Here is a 19237-nt window from a genome sequence, read left to right on the forward strand (position 1 = left end):
GCATTCCCCCCTTTGTGCCGGGCTGCTGCGTGGCAGGGGCGGGAAGCGTGTGCCGTTTGTACGCAGTCATCGCTCGACGCACTCCGTGAGAGAGGGCGCGCTCCGCCGGAGAGGGCGTCCGTCCCTGGCTCCGATCCCGGCCAAGCCCGGCAAGGACAAGATGCACGCGCACATCATCGGTCCCAGCAGCCTGCTGACGGCCACCGAGTACGCCGTCCAACACGGTGCTCCCGTCATCACCGACCGCCTCAACCCGTCATCGGCGGCGTCGAGATCCTGTCGGACAAGGGACTCGCCCTGCGTGCCGGGCACCGCGGCGCGCGGATCACGCTCGTACCGCCGAAGCCCGAGTTCCAGGAGACCTGGGCGCCGGAGTACCTGGGCCCGATCGAGACGCAGCGGTCGCGCCGGCGCAGGGCCCGCCGCTCCGCTCACCGCGGGGCCCGCACCTGCCCGAACGGCGCACCTAGCGCCAGCGCACCGGCAGTTGCTGCGGCCCGCGGATCGTCATGCCGGGACGCCAGGTCAGCGCGTCGTTGTCGGCGTCCAGTGCCAGGCCGGGGCAGCGTTCCAGGAGGGTGCGGATCGCGATGCGGCCTTCCATACGGGCCAGTGGGGCGCCTAGGCAGAAGTGGATGCCGTGGCCGAAGGCGACGTGGCCGCGCGTCTCGCGGGTGATGTCGAAGGTGTCGGGGGCCTCGAAGCGTTCGGCGTCGCGGCCGGCCGCCGCCAGGCCGACGATGACGACGTCCCCGGCCGGGATGACCTTGCCGCCGATCTCGACGGGCTCGGTGGCGAAGCGCCAGGTGGAGTTCTCCACGGGGCCGTCGTAGCGCAGCATTTCCTCCACGGCGTTGTCGAGGAGGGAGAAGCCGTCGCGCAGGGCGGCCAGTTGCGCGGGGTGCCGGAGCAGTGCGCGCACACCGTTGGAGATCAGGTTGACGGTGGTCTCGTGGCCGGCCACCAGGAGAAGGAAAGCCATGCCGAGGAGTTCCTGATGGGAGAGCTGGTCGCCGTCCTCGTCGCTCGTCCGCACCAGGGCGCTCAGCAGGTCCTCGCCCGGTGACCGCCGCTTGGCCTCGATCAGGCCGTCCAGGTACGCGGCCATGTCGCGGGCGGCGGTCATCGTCGCCTCGTGGCTGGTCGGTGAGACCAGTTCGTTGGACCAGACGCGGAAGGTCTCCCGCTCGATGTCGGGTACGCCGAGCAGTTCGCAGATGACGGTCATCGGGAGCGGGAAGGCGAGCGCCTCGACGAGGTCGGCGCGGCCGTCGGGGGCGGCCAGCATGGTGTCCAGGAGTTCGTCGGTGATCTGCTGGACGCGCGGGCGCAGCGCCTCGACGCGGCGGGAGGTGAACTCGCGGGCCACCAGCTTGCGCAGCCGGGTGTGCTGCGGCGGGTCGGCGTCGAGCATGTTCATGAGCTGCCACTCGGCGTCCTCGTCGGGGCCCAGGAGCGGAGCGGCGGAGCGGGTCCAGTCCTTGGCGAGCCGGGCGTCGGCCAGTGCGGCCCGCACCTCCTCGTACCCGACCACGAGCCATACGTCCATGGTGTCGGCTTCGGGGACGCGGACCCGGTGGACCGGTGCCTGGGCACGCAGCTTGGCGTAGTACGGGTGGGGGTCGGCGACGAAATCCGGGCCGTACGCGCCCAGGTCGATGATGTCCGGCATGGTCTGTCCGCCCCTCGTAGACGTTTTCGTCACCGTACGTTCGCCGGGGGCGGGCGGCATCGGCCCCACGGAGGAGCCGGGAGTCCCGGCATCCTCCGTACGGAGTGCTTCGCCTGCGGTACTGCCGCGGTCGGGGCGGCCTCAGACCTCGTAGAGGCCCGGCGTCCCCGGGCCGGCCGGCGGCTGCGGCGCGGCGTCGGCGAGGCGGGCGAGCAGGTCGGTGGCGCGCTTGGCGACCGTCTCGCGGTCGCCTTCCGAGAGCGCCGAGCCCATGCCCACGGCCACCGCGCCGGCGGCTATCCACTCGGGCGCCGTCTCGACCGTCACACCGCCGGTGGGCAGCACCGGTGCCTGCGGCAGGGCGGCGCGTACGTCACGGAGCCAGTCCGGGCGGTGCGCCGAGGCGGGGAAGAGCTTGAGCGCGTCGGCGCCCAGCTCCAGGGCGCGCACCATCTCGGTGGGGGTGGCGACGCCCGGGAAGACCGGTACGCCGTAGCGGTGGCCGGTGCGGATGACCTCGGCGTCGAGGCTGGGCGAGACCAGGAAGCGGGCGCCGGCGTCCACCGCCATCCGCGCCGAGACGGCGTCCAGGACCGTGCCGGCGCCGATGACGGCGTCGTTGCCCAGCTCGCGGCTGAGGGTGGTGACCGCCTCCAGCGCGAACGGCGTGGTCAGCGATATCTCCAGGCTGGTGATCCCGGCGGACAGCAGGGTGTCAGCGGTGGCGCTGGCCTCGTCGTAGGTCTCGCTGCGGACGACGGCGAAAACACGCTGCGCCAGAGCGGCCCGGGTGATCTCCCAGCGGTACACGGCAGTTCGCCGCCTTCCTTGTCTCTATCGCCAAACCCGTCGCGGTACGCCCGCGGAACGGCCGGGCACACGGCGTCTCCTGGGCCGTGCCGCGTCGCAGGTGACCACACCTCCTGGTCCCTTTGCCGCCGTTGCCCGCCCATTCGTCGTTTCTACCGAAACGCTACCGGGGACCGCTGACAATCCTCTCGCGGGGGTACGTCACGGCGCCTGCCGAACGCCGGGAACCGGCCCGGCCGCAGGGCCGCGGCACCTACGGTGACGGCTTCCGGGCCGAGCCGCCCGAGCCGCCCCGGTTCGATGACGGTGCGCTCGAAGGTCGGTCGGGGACCCGCGCCGAGTGCTCGGCGGTCTCGGCCAGAAGAGCTGGACAAGCAGTACGCCGGCCTCATCGCGGAGGAGAAGATCGCCGCGCCGACTCCGCCTCCGGGTCGCTGCCACCGGTCGAGGGGGCACAGTAGGGCCCCGCGTTCGACGCGCCCGAGCAGGCCATGCAGCGCGCCGCACTCGACGCCATGCCGCGCCGCTCCCCCAGGCCCCGAGGAGAGCCGGTTCGAGGCGCTCGTCGGCACGGCGGTCAAGGAGCTGTTCGCGGACGCCGCGGCGGGCCGCCCGGTCACCACGGACTCCGTCGAGCAGCGCTTGACCAAGGCGCAGCGGCAGACGGCCAAGTGAAGGGCGCGTGGAACCAGCCCGCCGGAAAGGGGGCGCGGGTCGGCGGGACGGACGACGGCGGAGACCGGGACACCGCCCCGACCTCCGCCGCGCCCACCATCTGATCGTTTCCGCAGCTACCCGCTGGTCGCTTCGGCAGCTACCGGCTGATCGTTTCCGCGACCACTGACCGATCGTTTCAGCAGCTCCGGTCGACCAGGTCGAACGACCGGTAGTGGTCGGCGGTGTAGTAGTCCTCGTTCTTCTTCTCACCGGTCACGATGCGCCGGGCACCGCGGTCCGGGGAGCCCGGCGTCTTCACGGTGTACTCGTGGTAGTAGCCGCTCTGCTGCTTGGGGAGGACGCCCTCCCGGTTGCTGAAGACCGTGCCGTCCTTCGGGTACGGGAAAGGGCCGCCCTTGGCGATCAGGTCCAAGGTGTCGTGGGCCTGCGAGGGCAGCTTCGAGTAGCAGATGTCGCCGACCGCGTTGATGTGCGCGGCGGGGCGGACGGTGGCCGTGTGCGCCACAGGGGCGGCGGCCGTCGTGGTGGGTGTGGCCGCGATGGCGGGCCCGCCGACGAGGAGGGCCGACGCGAGGGCGCCGACGGCGCCGAACCGGGTGATGCGTGGGGGGATCTTCATGGACCCAGCATGACGCGCGTAGACAGGTACCTGTCAATGCCAAGGGGCGGATGTTTCCCGCGAGTTCACCGGAGACCACCCGACCGGGTGAGCGCAATGCCCGGAAATGATCCACTTGCCTGTGAGGCAAAACTTTTGCCCGAGAGGCGAAACCTGGCTATACCGGTTGCATGAGCGACACCGCTGCCGAGCCCGCCCCTGGCGAGCTGCCCGAGGACCTGCCCTCCGTCGCGCCCCGGCTGCGCGAGCTGCGGCGCCGTACCGGTCTCACGCTGGAGACGGCCGCCCGGCGGGTGGGCCTGTCGCCCGCGCACCTGTCCCGGCTGGAGACCAACCAGCGCCAGCCGTCGCTGCCGATGCTGCTCGCCCTGGCACGTATGTACGGGACAACGGTATCCGATCTGCTGGGCGAGGCGGCGCCGGAACGGGACCCGATCGTCCGGGCCGGCCGCGCCGAGCCGTCCGAGGCGGGCGGCTGGACGTACTGGACCCTGGGCGGCGCCGGACGGGCCATGCAGGCCCTGCGGGTGCACGTGCCGCAGCGCGCGCAGGGCGACCTGGTGCGGGTGCACCCGGGCGAGGAGTGGCTCTACGTCCTCAAGGGGCGGCTGCGGCTCACGCTCGGCGAGACGGCCCACGTCCTCGACCCCGGCGACGCCGCCCACTTCGACTCGCTGACCCCGCACCGCATCGCCGCCGCCACCCGCGGCGGCACGGAGCTGCTGTTCGTCCACACGCTGCTGCAGAGCGGCGCGGCCGAGCTGTGCCTCGGCGACGCCGTTCCGCGCCGCGGCCTGTGACCGAGGAAGGAACCTCTGCCATGTCCGACGACCCGACCCCCCAGGCCCTCCCCGAAACCGCCCCCGCCCCCGCGCGCAAGTACGTGGAGAACAAGCCGCCGCGCGGCGTCTACGTGCGCGTCTTCATCTACGTCGTGGCCACCCACGTCCTGCTGGCCTTCATGAGCATCATCTTCATCATCGCGAAGAACCGCTGAGGCGCCGCCGCGCGGTGCCGCTGAGGCGCCGCCGCCCGGGACCACCGAGAGGCGCCGCCCGGCGCCCCCGAGCGGGGCACCGCCACCGGAACGTCCCACCACCCGGCGCAAAAGTCCATTGTCCTCCGCCCGCGACGGGTGAACCCTGCTGTCGCTCGCAGCGCACGCACCACGGCTGATCCGCGCACCTCGTGGCACCGAGGAGGACTCGAAGGATGCACCGTACGCGCACCGTCGCCACCGCCGCCCTCGCCTTGGCCCTGGCCGCCGTCCCGCTGACCGGCCCGCCCGCCGGGGCCGCCGGTCGGCAGGACGACGGCGGACGGGACAGACCGCCGTCCGCCGGGCCCGCCATCACCCCGGCACCGCAGTCCGTCCGCGCCCTCGGCGGCCGGGTCACCATCACCCCGACCGTCACGGTCGTCGCCGGCCCGAAGGCCGACGGACCGGCGCTGGAGGTCGTCGAGCGGTCACTGAAGCGGGCCGGCGCCGACCGGGTCGTACGGGCCGGAAAGGCAGGCCGCGGCCTGACCGTGTACGTGGACGGCCCGGGCGCCGACCGCACCCTGGCGGACCTCGGCGCGCGCGGCACCGCCGGGCTGCCCGCCGAAGGGTACGCGCTCGCCGTCGGCGACGGCCGGATCGCCCTGGCCGGCGCGGACGCCACCGGCACGTACTACGCCGCCCAGTCGCTGCGCCAGCTCCTCCCGCACCGCGACCGCCCCGGCGCCCGCATCCGCGGCACCGCCGTACGCGACTGGCCCGCCACCCCGCTGCGCGGCGTCATCGAGGGTTTCTACGGCACCCCCTGGTCGCACGCCGCGCGCCTGGACCAGCTCGACTTCTACGGCGCGCACAAGATGAACACGTACGTCTACTCACCGAAGGACGACCCGTACCTGCGGGAGAAGTGGCGCTCCCCCTACCCGGCAGAGCAGCTCGCGCAGCTCAAGGAGCTGGTGGACCGCGCGCGGGCCCGGCACGTCGAGTTCAGCTACGCCCTCTCTCCCGGCCTGTCCGTCTGCTACAGCTCGGACGCCGACCTCAAGGCGCTGACCGGCAAGTTCCAGGCACTCTGGGACATCGGCGTACGGACCTTCGCGGTGCCGCTGGACGACATCAGCTACACGGACTGGAACTGCGCCGCCGACAAGGAACGGTTCGGCACCGGCGGAGGCGCCGCCGGCACCGCCCAGGCGCATCTCCTCAACCGGGTGAACCGCGAGTTCATCGCCGCCCACCGGGACGCGGGGGCACAGCCGCTCCAGATGGTGCCGACCGAGTACTACGACGTGAAGGCGACGCCCTACAAGGCGGCGCTGAGGGAACGGCTCGACCCGGACGTGCTCGTGGAGTGGACCGGCGTGGGGGTCATCGCGCCGGTGATGACCGTCGCCCAGGCGGACGCGGCCCGGCAGGTCTTCGGGCACCCGATCCTGACCTGGGACAACTATCCCGTCAACGACTACGTCACCAACCGGCTGCTGCTCGGGCCCTTCAACGGACGCGAGAAGGGGCTGCCCGGGCGGCTGGCGGGGATCACCGCCAACCCGATGATCCAGCCCGCCGCCTCCAAGATCGCCCTGTTCACGGTCGCCGACTACGCGTGGAACGACGGCGCCTACGACGCCCGTACCTCCTGGGCGGCGGCGCTCAAGGAACTCTCCGGCGGTTCCGCGCGCACCGAACGGGCCCTCCGCACCTTCGCCGACGCCCACTACGGCTCCGCCCTCAACCCCGAGCAATCGCCCGAACTGGCCGCTGCCATCGGCCGTTTCTGGGAGGGCGGGAGCGTGAAGTCCCTGGACGCGACCCTGCGTGCGCTCCAGCGCGCGCCGGGAGTGCTGCGCGACTCCCTCCCGGACCGCGGCTTCATCGCCGACAGCGGGCCCTGGCTCGACGCGACCGCCGCGTGGGGCGGCGCCGCCCGCACGGCGCTGCGCATGGTCCAGGCGTCGCGCGCGGGTGACGACGCGACGGCCCAGCGGCTGCGCACCCGGCTCGCGGCACAGGTCGCGGTCGCGAAGTCGTACGTCTATGTCGACATGAACGGCAAGCGCGTACCGGTCCTCGTCGCCGACGGCGTGGTGGACACCTTCGTCGCGGACGCCATCGCCGAACACGAGGGACGCGGACACGGCACGACCGCCCGGCAGGACCGTACGCGAGGCAGCGCGCCCCTCCACTGACCGGCGGACCTCCCCCGCGCGGGCCGTACGGGGCTCCAGGCTCCCGGTACGTACGCGCCCCAGCAGATCCGCCCCACCAGCCCGCACGCGGGGAGGCACGCTCATGGCCCGTGAGAACGACGCGTCCGCCCCAGGGCGGGCGGACACGCCCACCGCCGACGGCATCCTGGCAGCAGCGGTACGGGAGCAGGCTCCCGGCGCGGCGGACATCCCGCTCGTGGCGCGGATCGCCGCGGGCGAGGCGCCGCGCGAGGTGTTCACCGTGCTCGCCCTGGAACAGCACCAGATCATCACCGCCGACCGGGGCAGCTTCCGGCACCTGGCGCGGCGTGCCGACGGCGACCCGCCGGTGGCGGCCTTCTTCGAGGCGGTGGCCGAGGGCGAGTCGATGGCGCTCGGCGCGCTGAGCGGGCTGGAGGAGACCTGCGGCCTCGATGCCGACGCGCTACGGGAGCACGAGCCGCGCGCCGGGTGCCAGGCGTACCCCTCGTACGTGGCGCGGCTGGCGCTGGAGGCGGAGCCCGCCGACGTGGTGATCGCCCTGACCGCCAACTTCGCGGCCTGGCGCGGCTGCTGCGCCACCGTCGCGCACGCCCTGCGCAGCCGCTACGGCTTTCCCGACGCGGCGTGCGCCTTCTTCGACTTCTTCGCCGAACCCGCCGCGGAACTCGCCGTCCTGGCCCACGGCGCGGTACGGCACGGCCTCGACGCCTCGCGGGTCACGCCCCGCCTCGCGCACCGCTACGGTCGGCTGCTCCAGGAGTACGAGCTGATGTTCTGGACGGCGCTCGCGGAATGACCGCGCGCGGCACACACCGGGGCTCCGGAAACAGAGAACTTCAATCTTTTTCCCAACCCCCCTTAGCACCAGGCGCTTTCCCTGTCAGAATGACCGCTCATGTCCACCGGTCATCGATCTCCGGTCACCGGTCATTCGGTCATCGGTCATCGGCCGTTCCGTCATCCGGTCAGGGAGAATCGTGAAACACCGCACCGCCGTCGCCTGGTCCGCCGCCCTCATCGCCACCGCGGGACTCACCGCGTGCGGTGGCAGCACCAAGAGCGAGAGCCGGACGTCCGCCGCGCCGTCGGGTTCCGGTGCTCCGTCGGAGCAGGCGCCGTCCAAGGCGATCGCCGACGCGGAAGCGCGGCTGGGCATCCCCCCGAAGCCCGACGCCGCGACCCAGCGGCGCTACACCGCCGCCCTCGACGCGATTTCCCGGGAGATCGTGAACGGGAAACCGGAGCGCGCGGTGAGCCGTGGCAGAAGCACCTGCGGCACGATCCACTCCTTCCCGAAGGACCATGCCAAGCAGGTGGATCTGACCCGGCAGCGTTTCTCCGGGGCGACCCAATTCACGCCGGAGCAGGCGGAGAAGATTCTGCAGGCCGTGCACACCCATCTGTGCCCGAAGAATTGACCGCGCGGACCTTCCCCGCCGCACACATTCCGTGTGCTGCGGCGCGGGGCCGTCATTCCTCCACGGCTCCGCCCACGGCCCGCAGATGCGCGCGGAAGGTCAGCGCGGGATCGCGCCGCCGCCCGGCCAGATAGGCGGCGAACGCCAACTGCCGGCGCAGCGGCTCGCCGCCCCGGATGCGGTCGGCCTGCCGGCGTTCGGTGGCACGGACCGACTCCGCGAGCGCGAAGAGTTCACCGGCGTCCGCGGCGGGCAGGAAGAGCACCCCGTCGTCGTCACCGCACACCAGGTCCGCACGGCCGACGGTCCATTCCCCTACCGTGGCACTGTCCAGCGCACCGTCCGGACGGGCGTCCAGGCGCCGCGGCCCGGTCGGTGTCGCACCCAGGCTGAAGACCGGCAGGCCGATCTCCCGCAGGTCGGCCGTGTCGCGGTGCAGTCCCCAGATGACGATGCCGTCCAGCCCGGCGGCCTGCGCCTCCAGCGCGACGAGGTCGCCGACGCAACTCTCGTCGGCCCGGCCGCCGTTGTCGGCCACCAGCACGTCGCCGGGAGCGGCAGATTCCAGCGCTTCGAGAAAGACATCCACACTGCCCACGTGCCGGGCAGGCAACACCCGACCGACCAGCCGGGCACCCGGCACCAACGCCCGCAGCGGCGGCGGCGCACAGCGCACCGGCATCCGGGCGCGCAGGCACGCGTCCGCCAGATGAGCCGTGGTCAGCGCCGCGAACCGCCGTCGCAACTCCTCGTGTTCCATACCGCTCTCCTCCCCCGGCCGGGCCACTGCCCGGTGCCGGACGGACACCGTGCGCACACCTTCCTCCGCCGCCGCCAGGGCGCGCCAGAGGGTGTGGCAGGCTCGCCCCATGGATCACTTCACCGGCACCCCGCCCGTCTCCCGAGAGTTGTTCGACTTCGCCGTCCGTCTGGCCACGCGCGCCGGACGGCTGAGCGCCGAGGGGTTCCTCGGCGGCTGGTCGTCCGGACGCAAGGTGGACGGCACCGAGATGACCTCGGTGGACCTCGCCGTCGAGGATCTCGTGCGCAAGGAACTGGCGGCGGCGTGTCCCGCGGACGCGGTGCTCGGCGAGGAGGCCGGGCTGCGGGCCGGGACGTCCGGGCGGCGCTGGGTGATCGACCCGGTCAACGGCACCCAGCAGCTCACCAACCGGGTGCCGACCTTCTCCTGCGACCTGGCGTACGAGGACGAGCACGGGCCCGCGATCGGCGTGGTGCACCTGCCGATGAGCCGGCAGACGGTGGCGGCCGGGCGCGGTCTCGGCTGCTGGCTGCTGCTGGGCGAGGACCCGGACCCGCTGGAAGCGCTGTGCTCGGGGCACGGACGGCTGCACGTCCACGGCCGTACGGAACTGAGCGGGGCCAGGACGCAGGCGCACAACATCGCGGGCTGGCCGGAGTCGTTGCTGACGGCGCTGCACCGGCGGGTGACGCTCGTACCGACCGGCGGCGGTGTGGTGGACGTCCTCGCCGGCCGGGCGGACGCCTGGGTGATCGCGGGCCCCGCGATGCGGTACGAGGACATCGCGCCGCTGCCCGTGATCGTCGCGGAGGGCGGTGGGCGGATCACGGACCTCACCGGAGCGCCCGTCCTGGCGGGGGACGGCACGGTGCTGATCACGGGCGGGCCGCTGCACGACGCGTTCCTGGAGGTGGTGGCGGAGTCCGGGGAGGATCATGAGGCGCGGGCCCTGCTGGTCGACGCCCACCCGGGGTGGGCGGCCGCAGGAAACGCGCTCACCGAGGAGTTGCTGGCGCTGCTCGCCCCGGTGGCCCGGCGGGCCGAGCACATCGGGAGCACGTCCGTGCCCGGCATGGCCGCCAAGCCCGTTTTCGACCTCCAGGTGAGCGTGGCCGACCTGGCGGAGGCCGCGGACACCTTCGAGGCGCCGCTGGCGGCCCGGGGCTTCGTCCGCTCACGGTACGAGAGCGACCACGTACCGGCGGGCCGGGACGACGATCCGGCCCGGTGGGCGAAGCGGCTGTGGTCGCGGCGGGGCGGCCCCGGGCCGGACGTCAACCTGCACGTGCGGCGCGCGGGTTCGCCCAACGAGCGGCTGGCGCTGCTGTTCCGCGACTGGTTCCGCGCCCACCCGGAGGCGGTACCGGCGTACGCGCGCTTCAAGCGTGAACTCGCCCAGCGGACCGCGGACCTGGGCAGCTACGCGGAGGTCAAGGACCCGGTCGTGGACCTGGTGGCCGAGGTCGCGGAGGCATGGGCCGCGGAGACCGGGTGGCGCCCCTGAGGGGCGCGCCGGACACTGCCTACGGCCGGTCCAGCAACTGCCCCGCAGGCTCGGCCGGCGTCCCGCCGTCGTTGATCCGCCGGCCGCGCAGCCAGGTGGACCGTACGACGCCGTGCAGGGTGCGCCCGGCGTAGGCCGTGATCTTGTTGCGGTGTTGCAGACCTGCCGGGTCGACGGTGAACGTGGCGTCCGGGTCGAGCACGGCGAAGTCCGCGTCGCGGCCGGGTTCGATGGCGCCCTTGTGGTGCAGGCCCACCAGTGCGGCCGGGGCGGTGGCCATCCAGCGGGCGACGTCGTCGAGGGTGTGGCCGCGTTCGCGGGCGGCGGTCCAGACGGCGGGCAGGCCGAGCTGGAGGGAGGAGATGCCGCCCCAGGCGTCGCCGAAGTCGGGGGTCTTCAGGTCGGCGGTGGAGGGGGAGTGGTCGGAGACGACGCAGTCGATCGTGCCGTCGGCGAGGCCCTGCCAGAGGGCGTCCTGGTTGGCGGCCTCGCGGATCGGCGGGCAGCACTTGAACTCGGTGGCGCCGTCCGGTATCTCCTCGGCGGTCAGGGTGAGGAAGTGCGGGCAGGTCTCGACCGTGACCCGTACGCCCTCGGCGCGGGCGTCGGCGATCAGCGGCAGGGCGTCCGAGGAGGACAGGTGCAGGATGTGCACCCGCGCGCTCAGCCGCCGGGCGAGCGCGATCAGCCCGGCGATCGCGTCGTTCTCGGACACCCGGGGGCGGGAGGCGAGGAAGTCGGCGTACTTGGGGCCGTGCGGCTGCGGCGCGGCCTCCAGGTGGACCGGGTCCTCGGCGTGCACGATGAGCAGGCCGCCGAAGCCGGCGATCTCGCCGAGTGCGGCGGCCAACTGCTCCTGGTCCAGTTCCGGGAACTCCTCCACGCCGGACGGGGACAGGAAGCACTTGAAGCCGAAGACGCCGGCGTCGTGCAGCGGCCGCAGGTCCTTGATGTTGCCGGGGACGGCGCCGCCCCAGAAGCCGACGTCGATGTGCGCCTTGGAGCGCGCGACCTCGCGCTTGGTGTGCAGGTTCGCCTCGGTGGTGGTGGGCGGCAGGCTGTTGAGGGGCATGTCGACGAGGGTGGTGATGCCGCCGGCCGCGGCCGCGCGGGTGGCGGTCCAGAAGCCTTCCCACTCGGTGCGGCCGGGGTCGTTCACATGGACGTGGGTGTCGACCAGGCCGGGCAGCAGGACGTCGTCGCCGAAGTCCTCGACCCGCGCCCCGGCCGGGGCGGGGGCGCCGTGCGGGAGCAGCTCCACGATCTTCCCGTCCCGGACGGTGACGGTCGCCGCGCGTGTCCCCCGGGGGGTGACGACGCGCGTGGAGCGCAGCACCAGATCGATCTCGGACACCCGGTCCCCTCCTCGTGCGGTCCCCGTGGGCTTCCGCACCACGGAATTCAACTTTCTGTTGAAGGAGTCTTCCCCCGGCGTCGCGGCCCGTCAAGACCCTGCCGGACACGGGGCGGTGGCACAGATCGCGCCGGAAGGGGGGAGCGGCGGGTGCGGGTTCATGGCGCGATCATGCCCCCCCGAGCGGACGACTGGAGGATTCCACGGAATGGATACGGACTTTCGGTCAGCAGAATGTAGCTCCGACCACTGGCCCGGACCGGCGCGGGCCGGTAGCGCCCGGATGCCGGCCGGGCGCAGGTCGAGGACGGGTCCTGACCGGCGGGAACGAGTGTGCGACAGACCGTGTGTCCACCGGAGGGGACCGGTAGGCTGCTCCGGGTCGGTCCCGGCACCCGAACACCCAGCCCTGCGCCGAGCCCGCCACCACCTGCCCCGAAAGGAACGCGTCGTGCCGCCGTCCAGCGCCAGCACTTCCGCCGCCAAACCCGCAGCCGCCGGCGGTGGCGTCCAGTCCCTTGAGCGCGCCTTCGACCTGCTGGAGCGGATGGCCGACGCCGGTGGCGAGGTCGGTCTGAGCGAGCTGTCGACGAGCAGCGGGCTGCCGCTGCCCACCATCCACCGGCTGATGCGCACCCTCGTGGCCTGCGGCTACGTCCGCCAGCAGCCGAACCGCCGGTACGCGCTCGGCCCCCGGCTGATCCGCCTCGGCGAGAGCGCCTCGCGCCTTCTCGGCACCTGGGCCCGGCCCTACCTGGCGCGCGCGGTCGAGGAGACCGGCGAGACCGCCAACATGGCGCTGCTGGACGGCGACGAGATCGTGTACGTGGCGCAGGTGCCGTCCCGGCACGCGGTGCGGATGTTCACCGAGGTCGGCCGCCGGGTGCTGCCGCACTCCACGGGCGTGGGCAAGGCGCTGCTGGCGGGCCATCCGCCGGAGGAGGTGCGTGCGCTGCTCGGCCGTACGGGCATGCCGGCCGCGACCGAGAAGACCATCACCGACCCGGACAGCTTCCTGGACGCCCTCGAAGAGGTCCGCCGGCTCGGGTACGCGATGGACGACAACGAGCAGGAGATCGGCGTCCGCTGCATCGCGGTGCCGGTGCCCGACTCCCCCACCGCGGCGGCCATCTCCATCTCCGGCCCGACCGGCCGGGTGACCGAGGCGTCCATCGGCACGATCGTTCCGGTGCTCCAGGAGATCGCGGCCGAACTGTCCGTGGCGCTGGCCAACCAGAACCCGGCGTGACGTTCCGGCCGGGGCGCGGGGCAGGCCGTACGGCTCCCCGCCCCGGCCGGGGCTCAGAACCGGCGCGGCGCCTCCCCGTACATACCGATCAGGTCGCGCACGTCCGCGAGTGCGGGCGCCAGCGCGCTGACCGAGCCGACCGCTCCCGCGATCAGCAGCAGGGAACGGCGCAGCCGGGGCACCTCGGGGTCACCGGCGCTCACCAGGGCGTGCAGCGCGGCCAGTTCGTCGTCGGCGGCAGCGCGGTCGGGCAACTCCGCCGGGAGAACGGCCAGTTCACGGCGCAACCGGGCCACCGCCCCGCACAGGGCGACGGCCCGCGGGTCGCCCTCGGCTCCTGCGACTCGCCTGTGCTTCTGCCTCTGCTCCACAACGACGGTACCCTCCACGGCCGTTGGCCCCGCTCCACGACGCGGGCCAGTTAACGCCACCCTGCGCGGTCCGCGCCATACGGAGAGCGAAATCAGGATCACCGAATTCCGGTGCGCACCGGCGGCCGTCGTGCGGTACCGTTCTCGGCCCGCCCCCGCTCCCCGCCGCCGCGACCGGCCCCACACCACCCCGCGGGCCCCGGCCATGAGGTAAGCAGACCCCATGGCACACATCTCACCTCCCGCCTCGGACGCCCCACCTGTACGCCGCCCGGTCGCCGGACTGCTCCTCGCCGCGGGCGGCGGGCGACGGCTGGGCGGCCGCCCCAAGGCCCTGCTGGATTTCCGCGGGCGGCCGCTGGTCGAGAACGCGGCCCGGGTCCTGCGGGAGGGCGGCTGCGGCCCGGTGCACATCGTCCTGGGCGCGGCGGCCGCAACAGTACGGGAGCGGGCCGACCTCGCGGCGTACGAGACGGCCGAGAATCCGGACTGGACGCAGGGCATGGGGTCCTCGCTGCGCGTCGGACTGGCCGCCCTGGCGGGCTCCGGGGCGGGCGCCGCACTGGTCTCGCTGGTGGACCAGCCGGGCATCGGCGCGGCGGCGGTGGCGCGGGTGATCGCCGCGTACGAGGGCGGGGCCGGGCTGGTCGCGGCCGCGTACGGCGGGAAGCGCGGGCATCCGGTGCTGTTCGGGGCGGACCGGTGGGCGGCGGTCGCGGCGGGCGCCTCGGGCGACCGCGGGGCGCGTGCGTACCTGGAGGAGCACGCGGCCGCCCTCACCCTCGTCGAGTGCGCGGACGTGGCCGAGCCGTACGACATCGACACGCCGCGGGATCTGTTCCGTCTGGCGTCACCGGGCGCGCCCCGGGCAGGCGAGGGGCAGTGACCGTGGTGGCGCTCCGAGTCATCCGGTCCCCGCTTCTGTCGACGGAGAGAATCTCGACGTCAACAAACCATTGAAGTTCCGCGATAAGGAAACTACTCTCCACTGGTCAGAAGCGCCCTGCACCCGAACGGCGCCCGCCACCGCCGGCTGCGGCCCGCGGCACCCCGTGCCGCGCACCCGCCCGGCGGCCGCCCGGGCTCCGCCGCTGAATGGAGTGACAGCTCATGTCCGCACCAGCGCCGTCCCCGCTGGCCATCACCGACGTCGACCCCGGCAAGGCCCCCGCCCGCCAGGACGAGATCCTCACGGAGGCCGCGCTGGCCTTCGTCGCCGAACTCCACCGCCGGTTCACCCCGCGCCGCGACGAACTGCTCGCCCGCCGCGACGCGCGCCGCGCCGAGATCGCCCGCACCAGCAGCCTGGACTTCCTGCCGGAGACCGCCCACGTCCGCGACGACGAAAGCTGGCGCGTCGCCCCGGCGCCTGCCGCGCTGGACGACCGCCGGGTGGAGATCACCGGCCCCACCGACCGCAAGATGACCATCAACGCGCTCAACTCCGGCGCGAAGGTCTGGCTCGCGGACTTCGAGGACGCCTCCGCCCCCACCTGGGCGAACGTCATCGGCGGCCAGGTGAACCTGATCGACGCCTACGAGCGCCGGATCGACTTCACCGACCCGGGGAGCGGCAAGTCGTACGCCCTGAAGCCCGCCGAGGAACTGGCGACCGTCGTCGTCCGCCCGCGCGGCTGGCACCTCGACGAGCGGCACCTCCGGCTCGACGGCACGCCGGTCCCGGGCGCGCTGGTCGACTTCGGCCTGTACTTCTTCCACAACGCCCAGCGCCTGCTGGACCTCGGCAAGGGCCCGTACTTCTATCTGCCGAAGACCGAGTCGCACCTGGAGGCGCGTCTCTGGAACGACATCTTCGTCTTCGCGCAGGACTACGTCGGCATCGCGCAGGGCACCATTCGCGCCACCGTCCTCATCGAGACCATCACCGCCGCGTACGAGATGGAGGAGATCCTCTACGAGCTGCGCGACCACGCCTCGGGGCTGAACGCCGGCCGCTGGGACTACCTGTTCTCCATCGTGAAGAACTTCCGCGACGGCGGCGAGAAGTTCGTGCTGCCGGACCGCAACGCGGTCACCATGACCGCGCCGTTCATGCGCGCGTACACCGAACTCCTCGTCCGCACCTGCCACAAGCGCGGCGCACACGCCATCGGCGGCATGGCGGCGTTCATCCCCAACCGCCGCGACCCCGAGGCCAACGAGACGGCACTGGCCAAGGTCCGCGCCGACAAGGACCGCGAGGCCGGGGACGGCTTCGACGGCTCCTGGGTCGCCCACCCCGATCTGGTCCCGGTCGCCCGCGCCTCCTTCGACGCGGTGCTCGGTGACCGGCCGCACCAGAAGGACCGGCTGCGCGAGGACGTCGCGGTCTCGGCCGCCGACCTCATCGCCGTCGACTCCCTGGACGCCAAGCCCACTTACCAGGGCCTGGTGGACGCGGTCCGGGTCGGCACCCGCTACATCGAGGCATGGCTGCGCGGCCTCGGCGCGGTCGCCATCTTCGGGCTGATGGAGGACGCGGCCACCGCCGAGATCTCCCGGTCGCAGATCTGGCAGTGGGTGGACGCGGGTGTCGTGTTCGAGAACGGCGAGAAGGCCACCGCCGACCTGGTCCGCAGGATCGCCGACGAGGAACTGGCCGCGATCCGCGCCGAGACCGGCGACGAGTCCTTCGCCGCCGGTTGCTGGCAGCAGGCCCACGACCTCCTCCTGAAGGTCGCCCTGGACACCGACTACGCCGCGTTCCTGACCCTGCCGGCGTACGAACTGCTGGACTGACCCCGGTCGCCCCGCAGGTGGCTGCCCCGCGAGGCAGCCACCTCCCCCAGGGGTCCGCACCCCCGTACGATCCCTCAACCCGGTACGGTTAGGCTGCCCTTACCAACTCGGGGAGGGTGTCCATGACCGCCACACAGCCGATCCGCACCCCGGATCTCCGCCCGACCGAAGCACCGCGCTTCGACCATCTGCTGCACTGCGTGCCCGACGTGGCCGCCGCCGTACGCGACTACACGGCGGCCGGACTGCCCGCGCACACCAATCCGGTGCACGAGGGCTTCCAGAACGGTGCCTGGCGGCTGGACGACCGGTACGTCGAAATCCTCACCGTCGTCGCCCCGGAGACGTACGCGCGTTCCGCGTTCGGCCGGGCCACGGCCCCGTGGCAGTCCCGTATCGACGCGCTCCTGGCGGCCGGCGGCGGCCCGCTGAACTTCGCGGTGCACGTCGCGGACTCCACCGCCACGGCCGAGCGGCTGCGCCGCGCCGGCCACGGCACCGACGTGCACGACTTCTCCTTCCTGGCGGGCCGGGTCACCTTCCAGGAGGTGATGCTGACGGGCTCCGGCGTCCCGCCCTGGGCGCCGTTCTTCATCACCGTCCACGCCGACCCCGCGCTGCGCCGCGAGCACGAGGCGTCCGGCCGCGTCGACCGCGGCGCCTTCGACCTCGCCGGGTTCGTCGTCGAGACGCCCGACCCGCACGGTGCCGCCGCCTGGCTCGGCGCGCTCACCGGCATCCCGGTGGACGCGAGCGGCACCGTCGTACCGCTCGAAGGCGGCCGGGTGCACTTCGCCGCCGGCCCCGCCGACCGCATCACCACCCTGCTGCTGGCCGGGGACCGGCCGCCGCACACCGAGATCGCCGGGCTGCGGGTGCGCGGAGCCGAAGACGGGGACACGCGTTCGGCGTGACCCGGAACCGGCGGCGATCGGACCACCGGACGGGCGGGCCACATGAGAAGGTGGGGGCTCGGCTCCATTCCTGCTCACCCTTGTCGAGGCAGCATGCGTGTCACCATCGCCGGCGTCTTCTTCTACCTTCAGGCGATCGAGGTGGAGCAGAAGATGAGCGCGGTCGAACCGGAGCCCATTCACGGGGACTCCGTGCTCGTCGGATCCGTCGCCTACCCCGTCAAGCAGGTGGGCCGTATCGTCACCGGCCAGGATCCGCGGGACTTCAGCGCCGGGGAGATGGTGCGGGCGCTGCGCCGGCTCGGCTTCACCTGCAAGCCGCGGCCCGCGTCGCCGGAGCCGACCGCTCTCCTGTGACGCGCGGGCCGGCCGGCTCAGGTCATCGCCGCTCCCAGCCCCACGAAGCCGCAGATGAGAACGGCGAGGAGGGCGAGCAGGGGCCAGACGAAACGCAGGTACTTGTCGTAGCCGACCTTGGCCAGCGAGACGCCGCCCATGATGACGGCGGTGGTCGGCACCCACAGGTTCATCCACCCGCTGGCCGCCTGCCAGGCCGTGACGACCACCGCGCGCGAGACGTGCGCGAAGTCGGCCAGCGGGGCCAGGATCGGCATGGCGAGGGTGGCGTGGCCGGAGGTGGAGGGGATGAGGAAGGCCAGCGGCAGGTTGACGACGTAGACCATGATGCCGAACAGGGCCGACGGGGTACCGGAGACGGCGCCCTCGACGGCATGCAGGACGGTGTCCGTGATGCGCGAGTTGTTCATGATGGTCGTCACCCCCCGGGCGAGCACGATCACCAGGGCCGGTGAGATGAACTCGGCGACCCCCTGCACGAACGTCGAGCTGAGCTTCTGTTCGCCCATCCGCGCGATGATCCCGACGAGGATCGAGGCCGCGACGAACAACGCAGCCAGTTGGGGGAAGGACCAGCCCAGTTCGAAGGCGTACGGCGCGGCGTCGGCGTCCCCGGTGAGCGCCCCGGCCCACGGGATCACCGAGAAGATCATGAAGGCGAACACCAGCGCGACGGTGATCAGCACGGTCTTGTGCAGCCCGGTCAGCGGGGGTGGTTCGACCGCGTCGTCGTCGGCGGCCCGCGCGCGGTCCCGGTCGCCGGGCAGGAAGCCGACGAGGGAGCGGTCCGGGTCGGCCCGTACACGCCGCGCGTAGCGCACCACGTAGCCGATGGTGACGGCGGTCAGCACCAGCCACATCACCACCCGCAGCGCGATGCCGTCGCCGAGCGAGATGTCCGCGGCGGAGGAGGCGACGCCGGTGGCGAAGGGGTTGACGGTCGAGCACAGGACACCGATGCCGGCCCCGAGGATGATCGTCGCGGTGGCCACCATCCGGTCGTACCCGAGCGCCAGCATCAGCGGTACGACCAGGCCGTAGAAGCCGAGCGTCTCCTCGGCGAACCCCTCGACGGTGCCGAGCAGCGAGAAGACCGCCATGACCCCGGCGATCAGCAGCGCGCCGCGGTGGCGGAGGCGGTGGGCCAGCCGGCCGATGCCGCGGTCCAGGGCCCCGGTGGAGAAGACGACCGTGATGAACGCGCCGATGGCCAGCACGAACAGGAACACGCCCGCGCTGCCGTACAGTTCGCCCGCCAGGGTCGGGCCGACCTGCCCGGTCTTGGTGTCCTGCACTCCGTAGAGGCCGTTGACCGGCGAGAGGAAGAGGTCGTTGAGGCGGTCGGTGAAGGACTGGCCGGAGGGGGTGCGGTGGTAGGTGCCCTGCTGCGGGGTGCCGTCGCCGTCGCGGTCGTAGGTGCCGGAGGGGATGAAGAAGGCCAGGAGCCAGACGGCCAGGGTCACGACGACCAGGACGGTCAGGGCGCTGGGGAAGGTGAACCCGCGCCGGGGGCGTCGCGGCCCGTCGTCGTGGCCGGCGTCGGCCGTAGCGGTGGTCCGGGAGTCCTCGGCGGGCCGGGGGTTCTCGTCGGGCATCGGGA

The 19237-nt window shown here is 72.9% G+C and carries 17 protein-coding genes and 1 pseudogene; 11 read left to right on the forward strand and 7 right to left on the reverse strand.

The genetic code is table 11. The annotated features are described in order from the left end of the window. Window positions 1–466: 466 nt before the first annotated feature. From ACZ4QV_RS30765 to ACZ4QV_RS30775, 3 genes are all read right to left on the reverse strand, one after another. Entirely contained in the window at window positions 467–1672 is a 1206-nt protein-coding gene (locus ACZ4QV_RS30765) for a cytochrome P450 family protein (protein ID WP_361637271.1), read from the reverse strand. Window positions 1673–1813: 141 nt separating this feature from the next. Continuing rightward, window positions 1814–2482: a bifunctional 4-hydroxy-2-oxoglutarate aldolase/2-dehydro-3-deoxy-phosphogluconate aldolase gene (locus tag ACZ4QV_RS30770; protein WP_030023706.1), complete on the reverse strand. Its 669-nt coding sequence runs from the start codon at window positions 2480–2482 to the stop codon at window positions 1814–1816. Between the two features lie 853 nt (window positions 2483–3335). Next, on the reverse strand, window positions 3336–3779 hold the full coding sequence (locus ACZ4QV_RS30775) for a ribonuclease (protein WP_361151858.1): 444 nt from the start codon (window positions 3777–3779) through the stop codon (window positions 3336–3338). A gap of 170 nt (window positions 3780–3949) precedes the next feature. On the opposite strand from ACZ4QV_RS30775, the gene ACZ4QV_RS30780 reads away from it, so the two are divergent. From ACZ4QV_RS30780 to ACZ4QV_RS30800, 5 genes and pseudogenes are all read left to right on the forward strand, one after another. Beyond that, window positions 3950–4579 carry a helix-turn-helix domain-containing protein gene (locus ACZ4QV_RS30780; protein ID WP_361583518.1) on the forward strand — a complete coding sequence of 210 codons (630 nt, stop codon included), beginning with the start codon at window positions 3950–3952 and terminating at the stop codon, window positions 4577–4579. A gap of 20 nt (window positions 4580–4599) precedes the next feature. Continuing rightward, window positions 4600–4776 (forward strand): DUF6126 family protein, encoded by a 177-nt coding sequence (locus ACZ4QV_RS30785; protein ID WP_361583515.1) that lies wholly within the window; start codon window positions 4600–4602, stop codon window positions 4774–4776. Between the two features lie 215 nt (window positions 4777–4991). After that, window positions 4992–6902 (forward strand): annotated as a pseudogene (locus tag ACZ4QV_RS30790) (beta-N-acetylglucosaminidase domain-containing protein); the annotation flags it as partial. A gap of 166 nt (window positions 6903–7068) precedes the next feature. Further along, complete coding sequence (locus tag ACZ4QV_RS30795) at window positions 7069–7764, forward strand: thiaminase II/PqqC family protein (protein WP_467763689.1); 696 nt, start codon at window positions 7069–7071, stop codon at window positions 7762–7764. Window positions 7765–7945: 181 nt separating this feature from the next. Then, window positions 7946–8386 carry a DUF732 domain-containing protein gene (locus tag ACZ4QV_RS30800; RefSeq protein WP_361151848.1) on the forward strand — a complete coding sequence of 147 codons (441 nt, stop codon included), beginning with the start codon at window positions 7946–7948 and terminating at the stop codon, window positions 8384–8386. A gap of 52 nt (window positions 8387–8438) precedes the next feature. On the opposite strand, the gene ACZ4QV_RS30805 is transcribed toward ACZ4QV_RS30800, so the two are convergent. After that, on the reverse strand, window positions 8439–9146 hold the full coding sequence (locus ACZ4QV_RS30805; protein WP_361151845.1) for an RraA family protein: 708 nt from the start codon (window positions 9144–9146) through the stop codon (window positions 8439–8441). Window positions 9147–9255: 109 nt separating this feature from the next. Here ACZ4QV_RS30805 and ACZ4QV_RS30810 point away from each other — a divergent pair, with 109 nt between their 5' ends. Beyond that, window positions 9256–10653, forward strand: coding sequence for an inositol monophosphatase family protein (locus ACZ4QV_RS30810; RefSeq protein WP_361583505.1), 1398 nt, complete (start codon window positions 9256–9258; stop codon window positions 10651–10653). 19 nt (window positions 10654–10672) lie between these two features. On the opposite strand, the gene allB is transcribed toward ACZ4QV_RS30810, so the two are convergent. Further along, on the reverse strand, window positions 10673–12007 hold the full coding sequence (gene allB, locus ACZ4QV_RS30815) for an allantoinase AllB (RefSeq protein ID WP_361151839.1): 1335 nt from the start codon (window positions 12005–12007) through the stop codon (window positions 10673–10675). Window positions 12008–12458: 451 nt separating this feature from the next. On the opposite strand from allB, the gene ACZ4QV_RS30820 reads away from it, so the two are divergent. Next, entirely contained in the window at window positions 12459–13256 is a 798-nt protein-coding gene (locus tag ACZ4QV_RS30820) for an IclR family transcriptional regulator (protein ID WP_361151836.1), read from the forward strand. A 53-nt stretch (window positions 13257–13309) separates the two neighbouring features. On the opposite strand, the gene ACZ4QV_RS30825 is transcribed toward ACZ4QV_RS30820, so the two are convergent. After that, on the reverse strand, window positions 13310–13627 hold the full coding sequence (locus ACZ4QV_RS30825; protein WP_361151834.1) for a DUF5955 family protein: 318 nt from the start codon (window positions 13625–13627) through the stop codon (window positions 13310–13312). Window positions 13628–13850: 223 nt separating this feature from the next. Here ACZ4QV_RS30825 and ACZ4QV_RS30830 point away from each other — a divergent pair, with 223 nt between their 5' ends. From ACZ4QV_RS30830 to ACZ4QV_RS30845, 4 genes are all read left to right on the forward strand, one after another. Then, the gene (locus ACZ4QV_RS30830; RefSeq protein ID WP_361151831.1) at window positions 13851–14513 is read left to right on the forward strand and encodes a nucleotidyltransferase family protein; all 663 of its coding nucleotides are present in this window, start codon (window positions 13851–13853) and stop codon (window positions 14511–14513) included. A gap of 224 nt (window positions 14514–14737) precedes the next feature. Next, entirely contained in the window at window positions 14738–16366 is a 1629-nt protein-coding gene (gene aceB, locus ACZ4QV_RS30835; protein WP_361615241.1) for a malate synthase A, read from the forward strand. A gap of 122 nt (window positions 16367–16488) precedes the next feature. Then, complete coding sequence (locus tag ACZ4QV_RS30840; RefSeq protein ID WP_361637263.1) at window positions 16489–17280, forward strand: VOC family protein; 792 nt, start codon at window positions 16489–16491, stop codon at window positions 17278–17280. A 93-nt stretch (window positions 17281–17373) separates the two neighbouring features. Further along, the gene (locus ACZ4QV_RS30845; protein ID WP_125053272.1) at window positions 17374–17637 is read left to right on the forward strand and encodes an SCO5918 family protein; all 264 of its coding nucleotides are present in this window, start codon (window positions 17374–17376) and stop codon (window positions 17635–17637) included. Window positions 17638–17654: 17 nt separating this feature from the next. Here the strand turns inward: ACZ4QV_RS30845 and ACZ4QV_RS30850 are convergent, their stop codons facing one another. Further along, window positions 17655–19232 carry a YfcC family protein gene (locus ACZ4QV_RS30850; RefSeq protein WP_361151979.1) on the reverse strand — a complete coding sequence of 526 codons (1578 nt, stop codon included), beginning with the start codon at window positions 19230–19232 and terminating at the stop codon, window positions 17655–17657. Window positions 19233–19237: the final 5 nt, after the last annotated feature.

The organism is Streptomyces sp. NPDC026394, assembly GCF_055567735.1.